The organism is Bradyrhizobium sp. CCGB12, assembly GCF_024199845.1.
Lineage (GTDB): Bacteria > Pseudomonadota > Alphaproteobacteria > Rhizobiales > Xanthobacteraceae > Bradyrhizobium.
The window spans coordinates 8,868,295-8,882,617 of the sequence record NZ_JANADO010000001.1 but is presented as its reverse complement, the minus strand read 5'-3'; the positions used below and the strand labels follow the sequence as shown (position 1 = coordinate 8,882,617).

The following is a 14,323-nucleotide window of genomic DNA, read 5'->3' as shown; positions in this document are numbered from 1 at the left end:
CTTCCATGGACCGACCTCCTGTTTCTCGTGGCTTCAAATCGAAGCGACAGGCATCCGAAACCGCCCGGCTGCCTCCGGGTCAGTATCTGACGACCGACTTCCCAGTGCTGTCGGCGGGCCCCACGCCGGAGATCCGGGTCGCCAACTGGAAGATTGCGCTTCAACTTGGCGGCTCGTTACTGGGGACATGGACCTGGGACGAGTTCGAGGCGCTGCCCCAGACCACGATCACGGTCGACATTCACTGCGTCACCAAATGGACCAAGCTCAACACGGTCTGGCAGGGCGTTAGCTTCGACGACCTTCTCAAGGGGGTCGGGCTGAGCGAGCCGCCGGGCGCCTATATCATGGCGCATTGCGACGGCGGATACACGACGAACCTTCCGGTGGCCGACCTGGTCGCCGAAAAGGCGATGATCGCGACCCGCTATGAGGGTCTGCCGCTCGCTCCGGCACATGGTGGCCCTGCCCGGCTTCTGGTGCCGCATCTTTATTTCTGGAAGAGCGCAAAGTGGCTGCGAAGGCTCCGCTTCATGGCCAAGGACGAGCCGGGGTTCTGGGAATCCCGCGGTTATCACAACTATGGCGATCCCCGGCGGGAGCAACGTTATGACGGCGACTGACACGCCTCCACAACATCCCAGGATCGCGTGGCAGACCGGTCGCGTGCGGACCATCGTGGCCGAAACAAGCCGGGTGAAGAGCATCATCCTGCAGCCAGCCAGCTGGTCCGGGCATTGGCCCGGTCAGCATGTCGACATCCGCCTCACGGCCGATGACGGCTATCAAGCCGAACGGAGTTACTCGATCGCGTCGCCACCGGAAGAAAAGCTGCTCACTCTCACCGTGGAACGGATCGAGGACGGTGAGGTTTCCCCCTATCTACTCGACGAATTGCGCCTTGGTGACGCTCTCGAGTTTCGCGGCCCCATCGGTGGCCATTTCATCTGGAGCCAAACCCGCGGTGGACCGATTTGCCTTGTCGCGGGCGGCACCGGGATTACGCCGTTGATGGCTATGTTGCGACACCGCAAGAGGTCGCTCGCACACATACCGGCATCATTGATCTATTCGGCACGCAGCCTTGCCGATGTCATATACCGGGATGAACTCGATACGATGGCTCGCGGCGATTGCGACCTGCGCCTCGTCTATGCGCTCACCCGCGAGCATCCGAGCAACTGGAACGGACATCCGGGGCGCGTCACCGAGACTCTGCTCGTAGAGAACAGCTTTACGCCAGCGCAAAATCCCACGTTCTTCGTTTGCGGGCCCACCGGGTTTGTCGAAAGCATTTCGAGCATGCTCGTGAAGCTCGGTTTCGATCCATTCACCATCAAAACCGAACGTTTCGGACCATCGGGAGGATGATCGCCATGGCAGACAACATCGCCGATCTCATTCTTGGCGGTGATCCGGGCACACACCTGCTCCAGCAAGCCTTTTCTTTTGACATCACCCTGACGAAGATCCGGTGCGCCGCATGCAACACCGTGTCCGGCCTCGGCTCTCTGGCCGTCGACGGCGGCTCCCTGGAGGTGCGCGTAAGGTGCGCCGATTGCGGAAGCGATCTGATGAGGGCGAGGCGAACTCAGAAGGGGTGCGTCCTTGAAATGCAAGGTGCCCGACACCTGTACTTCTGAATGCAGTGCACGATCATCCGCCAAACTTCGAAGTCAAAGACCCGCAATGCACGGTGATGATATCCACCTCACTGAAATCGAGCGCCAGATTGCCACCACAACAGCAGACCTTCGCGAATTGAACGAACAGGCCGCCTCATGTTCTGTCGCGATGAACGAAGAGCTCGTCGGCCAGCGAATCGACGATCAGGTCGCGCGGCTTGAAATACTGATTAGGCGTCGCGAAGAGCTGCTCAGATCCAGGCTGAAGAAGACTGACGAAGCCGGCCAGCCCGGGGGCACCAAGCAGGTCTGAAAGGTCAGCTCCGAAATCGAAACCCGTCGACGATCGAGTCGACCACGCTGCGCTCGGCGCCAATCAGATCGATTTGACCTCGCCGCCATCCATTCGCAAAGCCGAGCCGGTCATCCAGCGCGCGCCGGGCGAAACGAGGAATGCCATCAGCTCGGCAATCTCCTCTGGCTCGCCGTAGCGCGCGATGCCGGCCTCCTTGGGAAACTTTGCCGTTGCCTCCTCGACGGTCATGTTGTGCAGAGGCGCCCAGTGCTGAAGGTAGGAGCGGCGGCGTCCCGTCATCACGGGTCCCGGCAGGACGCTATTGACCTGGACGCCATCGCTGAGGCCCTTGTCGGAGAACGCCTTAGCCAAGGCGACGATGGCGGCGTTGATGGTGCCGACCGCGGCATAGGGCGCCTTGGGGAAGGAAGCGGAGTTTCCCGACATCAGCACCACGGCTCCTTTCGTCGCCATGAGCGACGGCCAGGCGGCGATCGTGAGCCGCCGAGCGCCATGCAGCTTCAACGCCAGCCCAGCTTCCCACTGCGCCTCCGTCGTCTCGAATAGATCGACCTGAGGTACCGCGCCGGCGATATTGAGCAGGGCATCAATCCGGCCGAACGCCGCCAAGGTCTGGTCGACGACGGCTTGAGCAGCACGAGGGTCGACCAGATCGGCATCGATCACCAGCACCCCGGCGCCGGCGGCCCTGACTGCCTTTGCGGTGTCCTCGAGATTGGCGCGGCTTCGCGCGACCAGGACAAGCGTCGAGAAATCGCGCGCCAGGCGCACCGCGGTCGCTCGGCCGATTCCCTGGCTCGCTCCCGTTACGATCGCGACTGATTTCGACATATGAACTCTCCCGGACGTCAAGCTTGCAAACATCAGTCGCCGACAACAACCATCTTTCCGACCGCCCCGTTCGCCTCCATGACGCGATGTGCCTCGCGAATCTCGTCGAAGCGAAAGACCTGGGCCGGCTTGACGTCCAGCCGGCCGGTCGCGGCGTCGGCGGCGATTTCCCGCAGCGGCACGTCGGAGAGCGGAAACCCGGGCGTGCCGAACACGAAGCTGCCGAAGAAGGTCAGATAGACGCCGCTCGGCATCTGCAGCAGCGGGTTGAAATCCGGAATCGGATCAAGCCCGCCGAGCCAGCCGGCGAGACAGGAGCGGCCGCCCCGGCGAAGCATGGCAAGGGAGTCGAGCACGACGCTGTTGCCGACGAGGTCCAAAACCGCGTCGACCTGCTTCGCCTCGGGCAGATGCTTTGAGAGATCGCGCCGTTCGATTTCGCAGCGCGCGGCTCCGAGCTTCTCCAGCATGGCGAAACGCTCCCGGCTGCGCGTCGTCGCGATGACCCGCGCGCCCGCATTGACCGCGAGCTTGAGCGCCGCCTGACCAAACGAGGACGTCGCCCCGCGGATGACGAGAAGCTGACCCCTCCGGAGCTCGAGGTTGCGGAAGAGACAGGTCCACGCCGTCGCGAAAGTTTCGGGTAATGCTGCGAGCTCGGCCCAGGGCAAATCCACATCGATCAATGCGACGTTCGAAACCGGAGCACGGGTGTATTCAGCGTAGCTGCCGTTGATGGTCCGGCCGAGACCGCCCATCAATGCGGCTACCTTGGCTCCCACCGGAAATTCTCCGCCCGGGCACGACTTCACGAGACCGACGCATTCAATGCCGCTGATCGGCGCCGCTTCGGCCCATTCGCCCCGGCGCATGTGCATCTCCGCATGATTGATGCCGAACCCCTTGACCTGGATGACGACATGACCAAGCTCCGGCTCCGGCTCCGGAACGTCTCGATAAACAAGGCTGTCCAAACCGCCGAATTTTTCAAGAACGATGGCGCGCATGATGGCTCTCCTGACGTCGCTCGCAGCGAGGGAAGGGGCGGTCAGCCATTTGAATTTGGCTGGTCAAGAAAATCACCGATTGCCATCGCAATCTCCCGCACATGAGTTTCGAGCGCAAAGTGCCCTGTGTCGAAGAAGCGCACTGCGGCACCCGGCATGTCGCGCTGGAACGCCTTCGCACCCGCCGGCAGGAAGAAGGGATCGTTCTTGCCCCAGACCGCCAGGAAAGGCGGCTTGTGCTTGCGGAAGTAGGCCTGGAATTCCGGATACATGGCGACGTTGGTCCTGTAGTCGCCGAAAAGGTCGAGCTGGACTTGATCGGCGCCGGGACGCGCGAGATAGTGGTTGTCCAATGTGTATCCATCAGGGGAAACCAGGGAGGCGTCAGGTACCCCGTGGGTGTATTGCCAAACCGTCGTCTCCGGCGAAAGGAATGACCGCAGCAACGCCCGGTTCGCTTGTGATGGATCTTCCCAGTAAGCACGGATCGGGCTCCAGCCTTCGCTCAATCCCTCCTCATAGGCATTGCCGTTCTGCGAAATGATGGAAGCGATACGCTCGGGATGTCGAAGAGCCATCCGAAAGCCCGTCGGCGCGCCATAGTCGAAGACGTAGAGCGAGAAACGAGCAAGTCCGATGACTTCCGTAAATCGTTCGATCACGTGCGCCAACGCGGCGAACGTATAGGCAAAGCTCTCGCGAGCCGGCATGTCGGACTGGCCGAAACCGGGCAAATCCGGCGCCACGAGCCGGAAGCGATCCGAGAGCGCGGGGATCAATTCGCGGAACATGTGGCTGGCCGTCGGGAATCCGTGAAGCAGCAGCAAAGCGGGCGCGTCAGTCCGGCCAGCCTCCCGATAGAATATGTTCAGTCCGTCCACGTTCGCCTTGCGGTATCGAATGCTCGTCATCTGCGCTCCCTCGCGGTCTTACTCGACACCTGATGCGCCTCTTGAAAACGATGATCCGATCGCAGCCGATCCGAGGCAGTCTCACGTAGATATTTCGTGGCTCGAGACCATCCAGTTACAGGCTCGCCGGGATTCTTCTGCCCCTACCGGACCGCCTGTCGGCTCTATGCCCGATCTATCGCCCCCTCTGATCGGCTCATTCGAACTCCCTGCGATAGTCCGTGGGGGTCCAACCCGTCGATTTGCGAAAGGCGGAGCTGAAGGAGCTGGTTTGGGCATAGCCCAGGCTGAGTGCGATGTCCGTGATCGATACTGCGCGATCCGCCAGCCGCAGCTTGGCGAACTCCATGCGCCGCTGCACCTGATACTGGTAGGCCGGGATTCCGAACGACTTCTTGAATGCACGACAGAAGTGGTGAACGCTGAGCCTGGCAAGCTCGGCGAGTTTCAGGAGGCAGACTTGTTCTCCCAGATGCTCCTCGACGTACTCGACCACGACACGCTTCTGCCATCCTGCGAGACCCCCACGGCTTACCGGTGTCGGCTCGCGAGCCAGATCGTGATCAGATCTGGAAAGCTCGTGAGCGAGCACGCCGCAGAGCGCCTCGAGGTAGGGCGCGCAATTCGTCTCCGCGCTCTCGATCGCCTTCTTCAATTTGGAAGCGGTCTCCCAGACCAGCGGATCCTCGAAGTATATTCTCGGCGCGAGCCCGCTCTTGCTGTCATCGGATTTATGAAGCGCGGCCGGATCGAGATAGAGGAAAGTCACCTGCGCGGACGAGACGGTCTCATACCATTCCCGATAAGCGCGTCCCGCCGGGACAAAGGTCAGCTTGTGCTCAGAACCTCGCAGCTTCGACGAGCGGAGGCCATCGATGAAGGTCTCGCCGCTTTTCCGTGCTCCCTCGTTGTACAACGCCAGGAGGTGTCTCGATCCCTGAAAGCGAAATTCGATCCGGTTGCCGACCGGAATGTGAACGCTCTCCGAAAACCACCAGCGCCAGCCTATCCCAAGGCGCTTCACCGGCTCGGAGGGCGTTATGCTGACCGTCGGATGAAGCGGTGCCTCGGACGGCCTAGAAGGTTGCGTCTGGTCCACTGGTCTGATTGGCGAAGCGGAGACAATCATCCGCGGCGTACTCTCACTCGAATTTGATACATACGTCCCCATTGTCGTCGCCCTGTTCTGTGCTCCGGATGGTTGCACCAGTCGTCAACGAACTTCTGCACGGAGGAGACGCCTTGATCGCCCGGATACGGGCGTTGAAGCCGCAAGCTGCAAGTGGCGTTACCGTCTCCAGTCAAAGCGAGCTGCCCGATACCGGCTGGTAGCACCGCACAGGAACAACATGCTTTGCATCGCTCCGGCGAACAATCTCACGCTTGTGCTGTTTCGGCCCATACCTAGGTATGGGTCGCATGCAGGGACCGCGCTGAGATGGTTTAGCTGCGAGATGCAGCCCCGGAGGCGACGCGTCAGCCTTGGAGTTGGAGCGCTTCAGCCATTCGAACGAGCATTGCCGCGGTTTTTGCCCCCAGCTTCCGCATCACGCTGCCACGATGCATCTTGACCGTCGCTTCGCTGATTGAGAGCTCGCTGGCGACCTGTTTGTTCATCAGACCGGATGCTACCAGCGTCATCACTTGACGCTCGCGGGTTGTCAGAAGTGCAAACTTCTCCTGCAACTGCGCGAGGTGCGCGTTGTCGTCGCGTCGATCTATGTCCTTTCGGATCGCGGCAGTGACCGCATCGAGAAGATCCTGATCTCGTATCGGCTTGGTGAGAAAATCGACTGCCCCCAGCTTCATGCCTCTTACCGACATGGGAATGTCGCCGAAAGCGGTCATCAGGATCACCGGGATTCCGACATTGATCTTTCTCAGGTACTCCTGCAGCTCCAAGCCACTGGTACCCGGCAATCTGACATCGAGCACCAGACACCCGGGAGTATCCGACAGTTCGACCTTCAAGAAATCCGAAGCAGACCCGTACAACGCGACCTTATAGTGCAGGGACTCAAGCAGGTCGCCAAGAGACTCCCGAACCGCGCGGTCATCGTCGACAATATGAACAACGCCAGACGGAGGCATGTCTACCGGCTTTCCGACGTCTGAACGGCCTGGCGAAGCGGGAGAGCGAAGATGAACTTCGCTCCGCACCTCCCGTTTTCTTCCACCCATAGCTGCCCTCCGTGGAGTTTCACTATCTTCCGGCAGATCGACAGTCCGAGACCCAGTCCCGCCCCCTTCGTCGTATAGAGCGTCTCGAAGACCCGCTCCCTGTCAGCCGGGCTGATGCCACCCCCCGTATCCGCGATTGCCACGGAAATCATACCATTAGAGACCCCCGAAGAGAGGACCAAAATACGGTTCCCGTCCTCAACCTCGGCCATGGCCTCGATCGCGTTGCGCACGAGGTTGAGTGCCACCTGCTGGACTTGAACACGATCTGCTTCGACTTGAGGCGATGATCGATCGAAGTCGGTACGGACGATGACCCCGGCCCGCTCGATCTCCCTTTTCGACAGAAGCAGAACTTCGGCAACCGCCTCGTTGATATCGAACTCGGCAAAAAGGACCTGCGTGCCCTTCACGAGCGACCGGACCCCGGTCACAACCTCCGCGGCACGACGTGCCTGCCTGATAATGCGCGCGACCGATTTCCGCGCCTCCGCGGCTTGAACGGGCTCCTTGGCCAGCCACCGGAGGCAAGCTTCCGCACTCATTATCGTCCCTGTCAGCGGCTGATCGATCTCGTGGATGATCGAGCCGGCGAGTTCGCCAAGCGACGTCAGACCTGTCGCCCGCGCCAGCTCGTTTCGCGCATCGGCAAGCGCTTGCTCCGCCGCCTTCCGCTGCGTGACATCCGTGATGATACCTTCCAGCTCGAGGTCGCCGGTCGGTCCCTCATCGAATTGTCCGACCGCTGCGACATGCAACGTCGTGCCGTCCCGGTGAACCACGCGGTATTCGTGGGTGAAGGGTGACTTCGCGCTAATCGCCTCGGTAAGGGCCTGCTCCAGCGCGGGATAATCCTCAGGGTGGACCCGGTCCCTGAACACCTCGAATGGCACGGGGTTTACGTCCAGGTCGATATCCAGAATGCGGTAACATTCGCGCGATCCACGGGAGAGCAGGGTCCGCGTGTTCCAGCGATAGCTGCCCATCCCGCCGATCTGTTGACCTCTGACCATCCACATATTGGTCTCGCGCAGCGCCTCGAACAGGCGTACCGATTCGAATGAGACGGCGGCCTGATTGGCAAGCAAGGAAATCACCCACACGCACCGCGGCGTGAAGACATCCGCACCTCCATCTGCTTCGAGATAGAGAACGCCAATCGCCCAGTGCTGGTGAATCAGCGGCAGGCACAGCTGGGCTATCTTTCCAGACGGTGCCTTCGCGGGGGCGATCAATGCCGAGCTCTCTGCGCCGGCTTGCCTCACGACCGTTTGCTTTCGATCGAGCACCTCTTCGGCGAGGTCGCTCGGCAAGCGGAATTCGGCGTTCGCCGGGAAGGAGGCGAGGAAGTTTGCCCTCTCGCGCGGGAAGCTCGCATCGGCTTTGGCAAGCAACTCTCTTTGCCCGCTAAGCAAGATCGCCCCCCGACTGGCCCCCGAATAACTCAGCGCCTCCATGAGAAGAGCCTTGGCCAACCCCTGGTAGTTGATCTCTCTCGATATGATCTGAAACGCCTTGGCGACCAGATCCAGTTCGTGCGTCTCGTTATCAAGCCTCATACCGAGATGTCTCGTCGTGACCATCATATCCAGACGTCTCGACGCTCCCCCGCGGCTTGCACGTCGAGGGGTGGAGACGAGAGCGCGTCAGTACGCCGCAACATGTAACGGGACTTGCGAATATTGCCAAGTTTGGCTGCGGGGAGCACGGTTCACGGCCCCGCAACAAACACTTCGCTGCGCAGCAGCGCACCTGCTTTTTTTACGAAGCAGGTGTAACCAATCCGACAGTTGCTCCGAATATCCACGAAAGTACAGAAGGGCGGCTTTGCGCCCTGCCGATCGTTGGCTGTTCAGCCCCCAATCGGAGCGTCGAGACCGGCCGAACCATCATCTTCTACGCTGTGGAAGCGCAGCGACGCGCCGATTGATCTGGGAAAACTTCGCGCATCTGCTTTCCGTGTCGCTTCTGCCGTTCTCGACCGCCTGGATAGCGAGTTCAAGGCTGGCGCCGTTGCCCGCCACCGTCTACGCCAGCAGATTCGCCCTGGTGAACGCGACCTATCTGCTGCTGTGCTGGGAAGCCGTCGACCGGCCGGTGATCGAGGAGATCCCAGCTCGCGCGCGCATGATGATGCGCATGCGATCCTTGGCCACCCTGCGCGGCTTCGTCACCGCAGCTGCCGTCTCGCTGCAATACCCCATCTTCGCGCTGGGCATGATCTGCATCGGTCTGGCCGTGTATCTCAAGCGTCAGGTCGATTCAGGACTCGCGCCGCATCTTGCTTCAGAAGATACAACGACACTGCAAGCAGTACGACATCCTTCATCAGGAACGGAACGTTGCCCGTCATCGCCGGAAAGCCTCCGGCTGACGCGTCCCAACCATCCGGCATGAATGGAATAATCGTGACTGTCGCGATAAAGGTGCCGGTCGATCCAAGGGCGCCCAGAATGCCGAGGCGCTTGCTCCAGAAGCCCGCGAATATCAAGGCGCCAAAGGTCCATTCGGAGATGCCGAGAAACCAACTGGCACCTTGATGGCCGAAAGCGGGATAGAGCCACCAGATCAGGGGACCGTTGCCGATGAACGGCTCCAGACGATCCGCCTCGTACGCCCACCATTTCTGATAGCCGAAGAAGAAGAACAGGATCACCATCGACGCCCGGACGATGTGGTAATCCAGATCTCCCGTAAGCAACTCCGATATCGGCAACCTGCTTGCGAACGATTTCCGCGGGACGCTCGTCAATATGCTCATTGTTTAGATCCTCCTGATCCTAACTGACCGCCCCCTGCGTGGTCGGCGTCTGGCCGAGATCAAGTAGAAGTCGGCAGACAAGACCATCGGGTGCGAAGTCGAGATCGACCTGCGCGCCCGGCAACGCCCTTGCGATCAGTTGCGTGCCAAAGCCTCTGCGTTCCGGCCGGATCACCCTCGGTCCGCCGCGCTCGCGCCATTGGATGGCAAGACCTTGTCCGCCAAGATAGGGGGAGCTCTCCCAGATCACCTCGACGGCTCCCGCAGTCGATGTCAGCGCGCCATACTTGCTCGCGTTCGTCGCCAGCTCATGAATGATGATGTGCATCGCCAAAGCGATGTGCGGCTCCAGCATGAGATCCGGTCCCGCCAGCAGAATGCGGCCCTTGTGAGACATCGCGTGTGGCTCGAGCGTTCGCTTCAGCAGGCCCGAGAAGGATACACGCTGCTGTCCCGCAGATTCGATCATCCTGTAAGCATCGGACAGGGTCGCGATCCGCGCCGAGAGCGCTGCACGAAAATCGGCGGTCGTGTTCGCATCGGTATTGTTCACGAAGCACAGAACGATGCTGAGGATATTGCGCATCCGGTGCTGTAACTCCCCGACGACAAGCTCGAGCGTGTCATCCCGGATCGGGGCGATCCGCTCGTAGTCCGCGCAGGCGCCTCCGTCGTGGAATGAACCGGTGACAGTGTGCCTCATGTGCAGACCCATTGCTGTTGGCTGAACCGGATATCGATCAACACCCGCGGCAGATTCTCAGCTTTTTGTCGAGGTCTGCGTCCAGGTCCTCCTGTTTCCGATTGAAGTCCGTAATGCGCTTCTGCAACTCGTCTTCGACAGGTGAATTCGGCATGAATGCACTCCCGCGAGGCTGCACGTGCACGCTCTCGGCCGTGCTCGGCGCTTTCGGCGACGGCGCGGGGACCGGATCTGCCAGGGCGGTTATAGGAATGGCGGCCAAACTCAAGATGAAGGAGGGACGGAGTTGCATGGTCGCGCCTCGACGCAGTTGATTACAATGAAGACACACACAGTATGCAGGATATGCGCGGGCTTCGCTGTTCGTGGATTGCGCCGATTGAGGCGATATTGTCGGAATGAATCCGGCTGCACCTTCGATACGACCTAGGGAGCCGCTCGCACGAGCCTTCGCTCCGCGAGAATGACCGAGAAGAGCTCACGGTCGTCAGTCCAATCGGCTATGGGACCCCATCCGCCGGCCTGCAGCAGAACGAAGGCATCCCTCCGCCCGTATTTGAGGCTGTTCTCCGTGTGGATGGTCTCCCCCTTCATCAAGAAAAAGGCCCGACCGTCGACCTCGAAGCCGACATCGCGGGTCGCTTCTAGATGCATCTCGATACGTGCCTCCGCATCATTCCACCGCGCCACGTGACGAAATGCGCCCAGGGGGATCGAGCCACCCAGCTCGCGGTTGATCCGATGCAAGAGGTTTAGATTGAACGCCGCCGTCAGCCCTTGCGTGTCATCATATGCCGGCAGCAGAGTATCTTGATCCTTGATGCGGTCGATGCCTATCAGCAGCATCGATCCGACACCCAAGGTCGTTGCCATTGCCCGCAGCAAGTCGACCGCCGCAGAAACAGTCAGGTTCCCGATCGTCGACCCCGGAAAGAAGCCGAGGCGCGCAGTCGACGCAATCTCTTCCGGCAGAGTAAAGGGAAAGGTGAAGTCGGCCTCGGTCGGGTAGATCGGCAGCCCCGGGAATGCATGCGACAAGCCTGCCGCAACCTCCCGAAGGAATTCGCCCGAGATGTCGATCGGCACATAGGCAGAGGGCTCCGTTTCTGCCAGCAACAGTCGCGTCTTTTCCGAGGAGCCCGAACCAAACTCTATGACCGCGCGGCCCGGCCCCGCGAGCGCGGAGATTTCCGATACTGCGGACGCAAGGATCGATCGCTCGGTTCGCGTCGGGTAGTATTCGGGCAGCAGCGTGATCGCTTCGAACAGAGCCGATCCGCGGCGATCGTAAAGCCATCTCGCCGGAATTGCCTTTGGCGCGAGACTTAACCCTTCCATGATGTCGTAGCGGAATGCCGTCGTCAGGTCGGCCGCGCCGGATCGCACTTCGTTCTGGAATTGAAGCAATTTCACTTTCCTTCTTGTACGGCCCGGGCCGCGGCCGCAATGACGTCAAGAAACCAACGCCGCCAGTTTCTTCAGCCCGCGGTGGATATTGATCTTGACCAGGGCCGCCGACTGACCAGTCGCGCCGGACGCTCGCGCGATGCTGAGACCATTGAGCTTCACGAGCCGGATCACGCTCTCTTGTGCCGGCTTCAACCGGCCGAGCAACTGGTCCAGCGCAGCAGCGCTGATGGCGGCCCCCTCGTGATCTTCGACTGCGATTACGTCGTCGAGCGAGAGCGCACTGTAGCGCGATGCATCGCGAACGCGATCGACCCATTTGTAGCGGGCGATAGCCGTAACCCAGGCGCCGAAGGGCTTCGACGGCGCGAAGGTGTGGCGTTTGGCATGAATGGCCAAAAGCACCTCCTGCCGCGCATCGTCGGCGGCCGGATATGGAAGCCGGCGCGCGTAGTAGGCACGAAGCCACAGATCCAGCTCCCGAAGCAATTGCTCATATGCGGCTCCATCCCCTCCTCGCGCCGCAAGCATGAGCCGGCCCCATCGCTCCGAGCAATCGTTCCATCTCTCCCAGCGAGCCGTTTTCCGGCGATCGGGTCGCGGCGGAGCCACATCCTCCCGGGATCGGGGACGCCGCAGTTCGTCTCCGCCAGAGGATTGCGTGGCCATAGAGGACGTGATGTCGTCACCCGAGAGCGCTTTCATCGTCGAAGGCTCCTGTCGAGACACTCGAGCAGCGCGCTTGTTTCGAACGGCTTCCTGAGAAGGCAGAATGCGCCGATCGATGCCGCCTCCGCATCCAGCTGCTTGTGAGGAAGCGCGGTAATGAGAATCACCGGCGCTCCGACCTTCTGCTCATGGAGCTTGCGAACGAGGTTGAGCCCGCCCATTCCGGGCATGTGAACGTCGGCGATGATGCAGTCGAAGCTGAACCGATCAGCGTAGCTCAGCAGCGCTTCGGCTCTGTCAAATGGCTCGGAGCGGTAGCCGATCGATCGCATCAGATCCACCAAAGACAGGCACAGGGCCTCGTCGTCATCGACGACTCCTACGAAAGGGACCTTCACCTGACTTATCCTCGCAAGGCGCAACCATCATCGAAACGCGATCGCATCGAGGCCGACCAGCGCGCAGGCCGCACGCCGTCCGACGGAGCGACCGCTGTCGTAACGCTCGATGCTTTTTCGCGAGAGGCGCATGTTCGGTCTCCCCAAGTGAGGAAAGTCCAGTAGCTGCGCCAGGATTGGTTGCGCAGATGAGCCCGGAGCATGCGTTCGGCTGGTGTCCCCTACAATCTCACGATTGTGATGCACGAACCCATACTTTGGTATGGGTTCGCGGCGGCAACACGAGCCGCCGGGGCGACACGGACACGCAGCAGCGAGACTGCCCTTCGTCTCACGACGTCATCCGCAGACACCAAATCGCGCGCGAGGTCAGGCCACGCAGATGCCGGTCGCCCGCGTCCGAACGGCGCAATTTTGAGAAACGCGTGATAACCCGCGCACAGCACGCCCTTCGAAGCTTGGCTACCGTTCCGATGACGATAAACGTCGACGCCACCCTTGACGCCAATCCGCGACCTCGATGATGAGACGACATAAGATGGACCATCTCATAAAAAAACTGTCCGAGCTCGATCTGGTCAGGGGCGATTTTGACTACCATGCCACCCGTGTGGCGATGATCGTGGTCTTCTTCGTCTTCAGCTGCCAGAAATGGTTCGACTACGAGGCGCATGCGTTGATTTCGTTCATCAGCCACGGGCCTCTGATCTTCTGGCTGTATCCGGTGTTTGGCGTGCGCGGGGCAGCCTACTTCCTGGGCTCTGCGGAATTGCTTTTTGGATTGCTTCTCCTGCTCGGTTTCTGGAACCGAAAACTGGCGGTCCTGGGATCACTGGGTTCATGCGCGACCTACGTCGCTACCGTGACGATCATTCCGTTTTTCCCCGATCCCTGGGCTGCGCCGGCCGGCGGCTTTCCCGCGGCCACGTTGCCGTTCCTCTTCCTCATGAAGGACGTCGTGCTGCTTGCGGCTTCAGTCTATCTGCTCAAGCAGGACATCCTCCGGGCAGCGGCCAAAGTGTCCCCGGCTCAGAACGGGATTGTCCGGCAGGAAGCGATGCAGTAGCGCCAATCGGCGCTTGCAAGCGCAAGATCATCGTCGTCTGTGACGGGCGATGAGCCGCTCGGCCACATTGGCGAGGTTGTTGCCGATGAGCTGCGGGTGGGGATCAACTCCTGATGAACGCAGCCTCCCAAGCGGCCGCGACGGAGCCGAGCGTATTCCAGGCGTGGCAGGCGATCATGCAGAGCTGCGACGGACGGGCTCCCAGCTCACTCTGAACGTGAGCACAGGTTTGCGGCGCGCGTTTATGGACCTTGACGCTATCCACGCTGAATGACCTTTCGAAGAATCTTCCAATTCCACCGCGTTCGAGCTGACGGGTCTGAACCTCAACCAGGTTGCTTGTCACTCGGAGTTCCCGATCAAATGCAAATCCGCCTGTAACGTTTGTGGCAGCATCTCCGAATCTTGGAGACCAGAGGAGCGACCAGCGTGAAGTTGGCAGGTTCGC

16 protein-coding genes are annotated in these 14,323 nt (G+C 60.8%); 5 read left to right on the top strand and 11 right to left on the bottom strand.

Annotation, left to right across the window (positions count from 1 at the left end):
* Nucleotides 1–5: 5 nt before the first annotated feature.
* Genes NLM27_RS40780 through NLM27_RS40765 form a run of 4 tightly spaced genes read left to right on the top strand, consistent with a single transcriptional unit; the run spans nucleotide 6 to nucleotide 1,938 of the window.
* Nucleotides 6–623: a sulfite oxidase-like oxidoreductase gene (locus tag NLM27_RS40780; protein ID WP_254148626.1), complete on the top strand. Its 618-nt coding sequence runs from the start codon at nucleotides 6–8 to the stop codon at nucleotides 621–623.
* Nucleotides 610–1,371 carry a ferredoxin reductase gene (locus NLM27_RS40775; RefSeq protein WP_254148625.1) on the top strand — a complete coding sequence of 254 codons (762 nt, stop codon included), beginning with the start codon at nucleotides 610–612 and terminating at the stop codon, nucleotides 1,369–1,371. The genes NLM27_RS40780 and NLM27_RS40775 overlap by 14 nt, the downstream gene beginning before the upstream one ends.
* A gap of 5 nt (nucleotides 1,372–1,376) precedes the next feature.
* A complete protein-coding gene (locus tag NLM27_RS40770; protein ID WP_254148624.1) occupies nucleotides 1,377–1,643 on the top strand; it encodes a DUF6510 family protein in 267 nt (88 codons plus the stop codon).
* A gap of 46 nt (nucleotides 1,644–1,689) precedes the next feature.
* Complete coding sequence (locus NLM27_RS40765) at nucleotides 1,690–1,938, top strand: hypothetical protein (RefSeq protein WP_254148623.1); 249 nt, start codon at nucleotides 1,690–1,692, stop codon at nucleotides 1,936–1,938.
* A 63-nt stretch (nucleotides 1,939–2,001) separates the two neighbouring features.
* On the opposite strand, the gene NLM27_RS40760 is transcribed toward NLM27_RS40765, so the two are convergent.
* The 11 genes from NLM27_RS40760 to NLM27_RS40710 form a co-directional block, all read right to left on the bottom strand.
* Nucleotides 2,002–2,772 (bottom strand): SDR family oxidoreductase, encoded by a 771-nt coding sequence (locus NLM27_RS40760; protein WP_254148622.1) that lies wholly within the window; start codon nucleotides 2,770–2,772, stop codon nucleotides 2,002–2,004.
* Between the two features lie 32 nt (nucleotides 2,773–2,804).
* Complete coding sequence (locus NLM27_RS40755) at nucleotides 2,805–3,779, bottom strand: zinc-binding alcohol dehydrogenase family protein (RefSeq protein ID WP_375142306.1); 975 nt, start codon at nucleotides 3,777–3,779, stop codon at nucleotides 2,805–2,807.
* A 41-nt stretch (nucleotides 3,780–3,820) separates the two neighbouring features.
* Nucleotides 3,821–4,690 carry an alpha/beta fold hydrolase gene (locus NLM27_RS40750; RefSeq protein WP_254148620.1) on the bottom strand — a complete coding sequence of 290 codons (870 nt, stop codon included), beginning with the start codon at nucleotides 4,688–4,690 and terminating at the stop codon, nucleotides 3,821–3,823.
* 196 nt (nucleotides 4,691–4,886) lie between these two features.
* Nucleotides 4,887–5,897 carry an AraC family transcriptional regulator gene (locus tag NLM27_RS40745; RefSeq protein WP_254148619.1) on the bottom strand — a complete coding sequence of 337 codons (1,011 nt, stop codon included), beginning with the start codon at nucleotides 5,895–5,897 and terminating at the stop codon, nucleotides 4,887–4,889.
* 269 nt (nucleotides 5,898–6,166) lie between these two features.
* On the bottom strand, nucleotides 6,167–6,781 hold the full coding sequence (locus tag NLM27_RS40740) for a response regulator transcription factor (protein ID WP_254148618.1): 615 nt from the start codon (nucleotides 6,779–6,781) through the stop codon (nucleotides 6,167–6,169).
* A gap of 2 nt (nucleotides 6,782–6,783) precedes the next feature.
* Nucleotides 6,784–8,457 carry an ATP-binding protein gene (locus NLM27_RS40735; protein ID WP_254148617.1) on the bottom strand — a complete coding sequence of 558 codons (1,674 nt, stop codon included), beginning with the start codon at nucleotides 8,455–8,457 and terminating at the stop codon, nucleotides 6,784–6,786.
* Between the two features lie 659 nt (nucleotides 8,458–9,116).
* Complete coding sequence (locus tag NLM27_RS40730; protein WP_254148616.1) at nucleotides 9,117–9,632, bottom strand: YkgB family protein; 516 nt, start codon at nucleotides 9,630–9,632, stop codon at nucleotides 9,117–9,119.
* 19 nt (nucleotides 9,633–9,651) lie between these two features.
* On the bottom strand, nucleotides 9,652–10,335 hold the full coding sequence (locus NLM27_RS40725; RefSeq protein WP_254148615.1) for a sensor histidine kinase: 684 nt from the start codon (nucleotides 10,333–10,335) through the stop codon (nucleotides 9,652–9,654).
* A 426-nt stretch (nucleotides 10,336–10,761) separates the two neighbouring features.
* Complete coding sequence (gene egtD, locus NLM27_RS40720; protein WP_254148614.1) at nucleotides 10,762–11,742, bottom strand: L-histidine N(alpha)-methyltransferase; 981 nt, start codon at nucleotides 11,740–11,742, stop codon at nucleotides 10,762–10,764.
* Nucleotides 11,743–11,787: 45 nt separating this feature from the next.
* Complete coding sequence (locus NLM27_RS40715) at nucleotides 11,788–12,273, bottom strand: sigma-70 family RNA polymerase sigma factor (RefSeq protein WP_254148613.1); 486 nt, start codon at nucleotides 12,271–12,273, stop codon at nucleotides 11,788–11,790.
* A gap of 170 nt (nucleotides 12,274–12,443) precedes the next feature.
* Entirely contained in the window at nucleotides 12,444–12,809 is a 366-nt protein-coding gene (locus NLM27_RS40710; protein WP_254148612.1) for a response regulator transcription factor, read from the bottom strand.
* A gap of 538 nt (nucleotides 12,810–13,347) precedes the next feature.
* Here NLM27_RS40710 and NLM27_RS40705 point away from each other — a divergent pair.
* The gene (locus NLM27_RS40705) at nucleotides 13,348–13,875 is read left to right on the top strand and encodes a DUF417 family protein (protein WP_254148611.1); all 528 of its coding nucleotides are present in this window, start codon (nucleotides 13,348–13,350) and stop codon (nucleotides 13,873–13,875) included.
* The last annotated feature ends 448 nt before the right edge of the window (nucleotides 13,876–14,323 follow it).

Coding starts and splice junctions, on each gene's coding strand:
- NLM27_RS40780 (WP_254148626.1), top strand. CDS start 6: ATGGACCGACCTCCTGTTTCTCGTGGCTTCAAATCGAAGCGACAGGCA.
- NLM27_RS40775 (WP_254148625.1), top strand. CDS start 610: ATGACGGCGACTGACACGCCTCCACAACATCCCAGGATCGCGTGGCAG.
- NLM27_RS40770 (WP_254148624.1), top strand. CDS start 1,377: ATGGCAGACAACATCGCCGATCTCATTCTTGGCGGTGATCCGGGCACA.
- NLM27_RS40765 (WP_254148623.1), top strand. CDS start 1,690: ATGCACGGTGATGATATCCACCTCACTGAAATCGAGCGCCAGATTGCC.
- NLM27_RS40760 (WP_254148622.1), bottom strand. CDS start 2,772: ATGTCGAAATCAGTCGCGATCGTAACGGGAGCGAGCCAGGGAATCGGC.
- NLM27_RS40755 (WP_375142306.1), bottom strand. CDS start 3,779: ATGCGCGCCATCGTTCTTGAAAAATTCGGCGGTTTGGACAGCCTTGTT.
- NLM27_RS40750 (WP_254148620.1), bottom strand. CDS start 4,690: ATGACGAGCATTCGATACCGCAAGGCGAACGTGGACGGACTGAACATA.
- NLM27_RS40740 (WP_254148618.1), bottom strand. CDS start 6,781: ATGCCTCCGTCTGGCGTTGTTCATATTGTCGACGATGACCGCGCGGTT.
- NLM27_RS40735 (WP_254148617.1), bottom strand. CDS start 8,457: ATGATGGTCACGACGAGACATCTCGGTATGAGGCTTGATAACGAGACG.
- NLM27_RS40730 (WP_254148616.1), bottom strand. CDS start 9,632: ATGAGCATATTGACGAGCGTCCCGCGGAAATCGTTCGCAAGCAGGTTG.
- NLM27_RS40725 (WP_254148615.1), bottom strand. CDS start 10,335: ATGAGGCACACTGTCACCGGTTCATTCCACGACGGAGGCGCCTGCGCG.
- NLM27_RS40715 (WP_254148613.1), bottom strand. CDS start 12,273: ATGCTTGCGGCGCGAGGAGGGGATGGAGCCGCATATGAGCAATTGCTT.
- NLM27_RS40705 (WP_254148611.1), top strand. CDS start 13,348: ATGGACCATCTCATAAAAAAACTGTCCGAGCTCGATCTGGTCAGGGGC.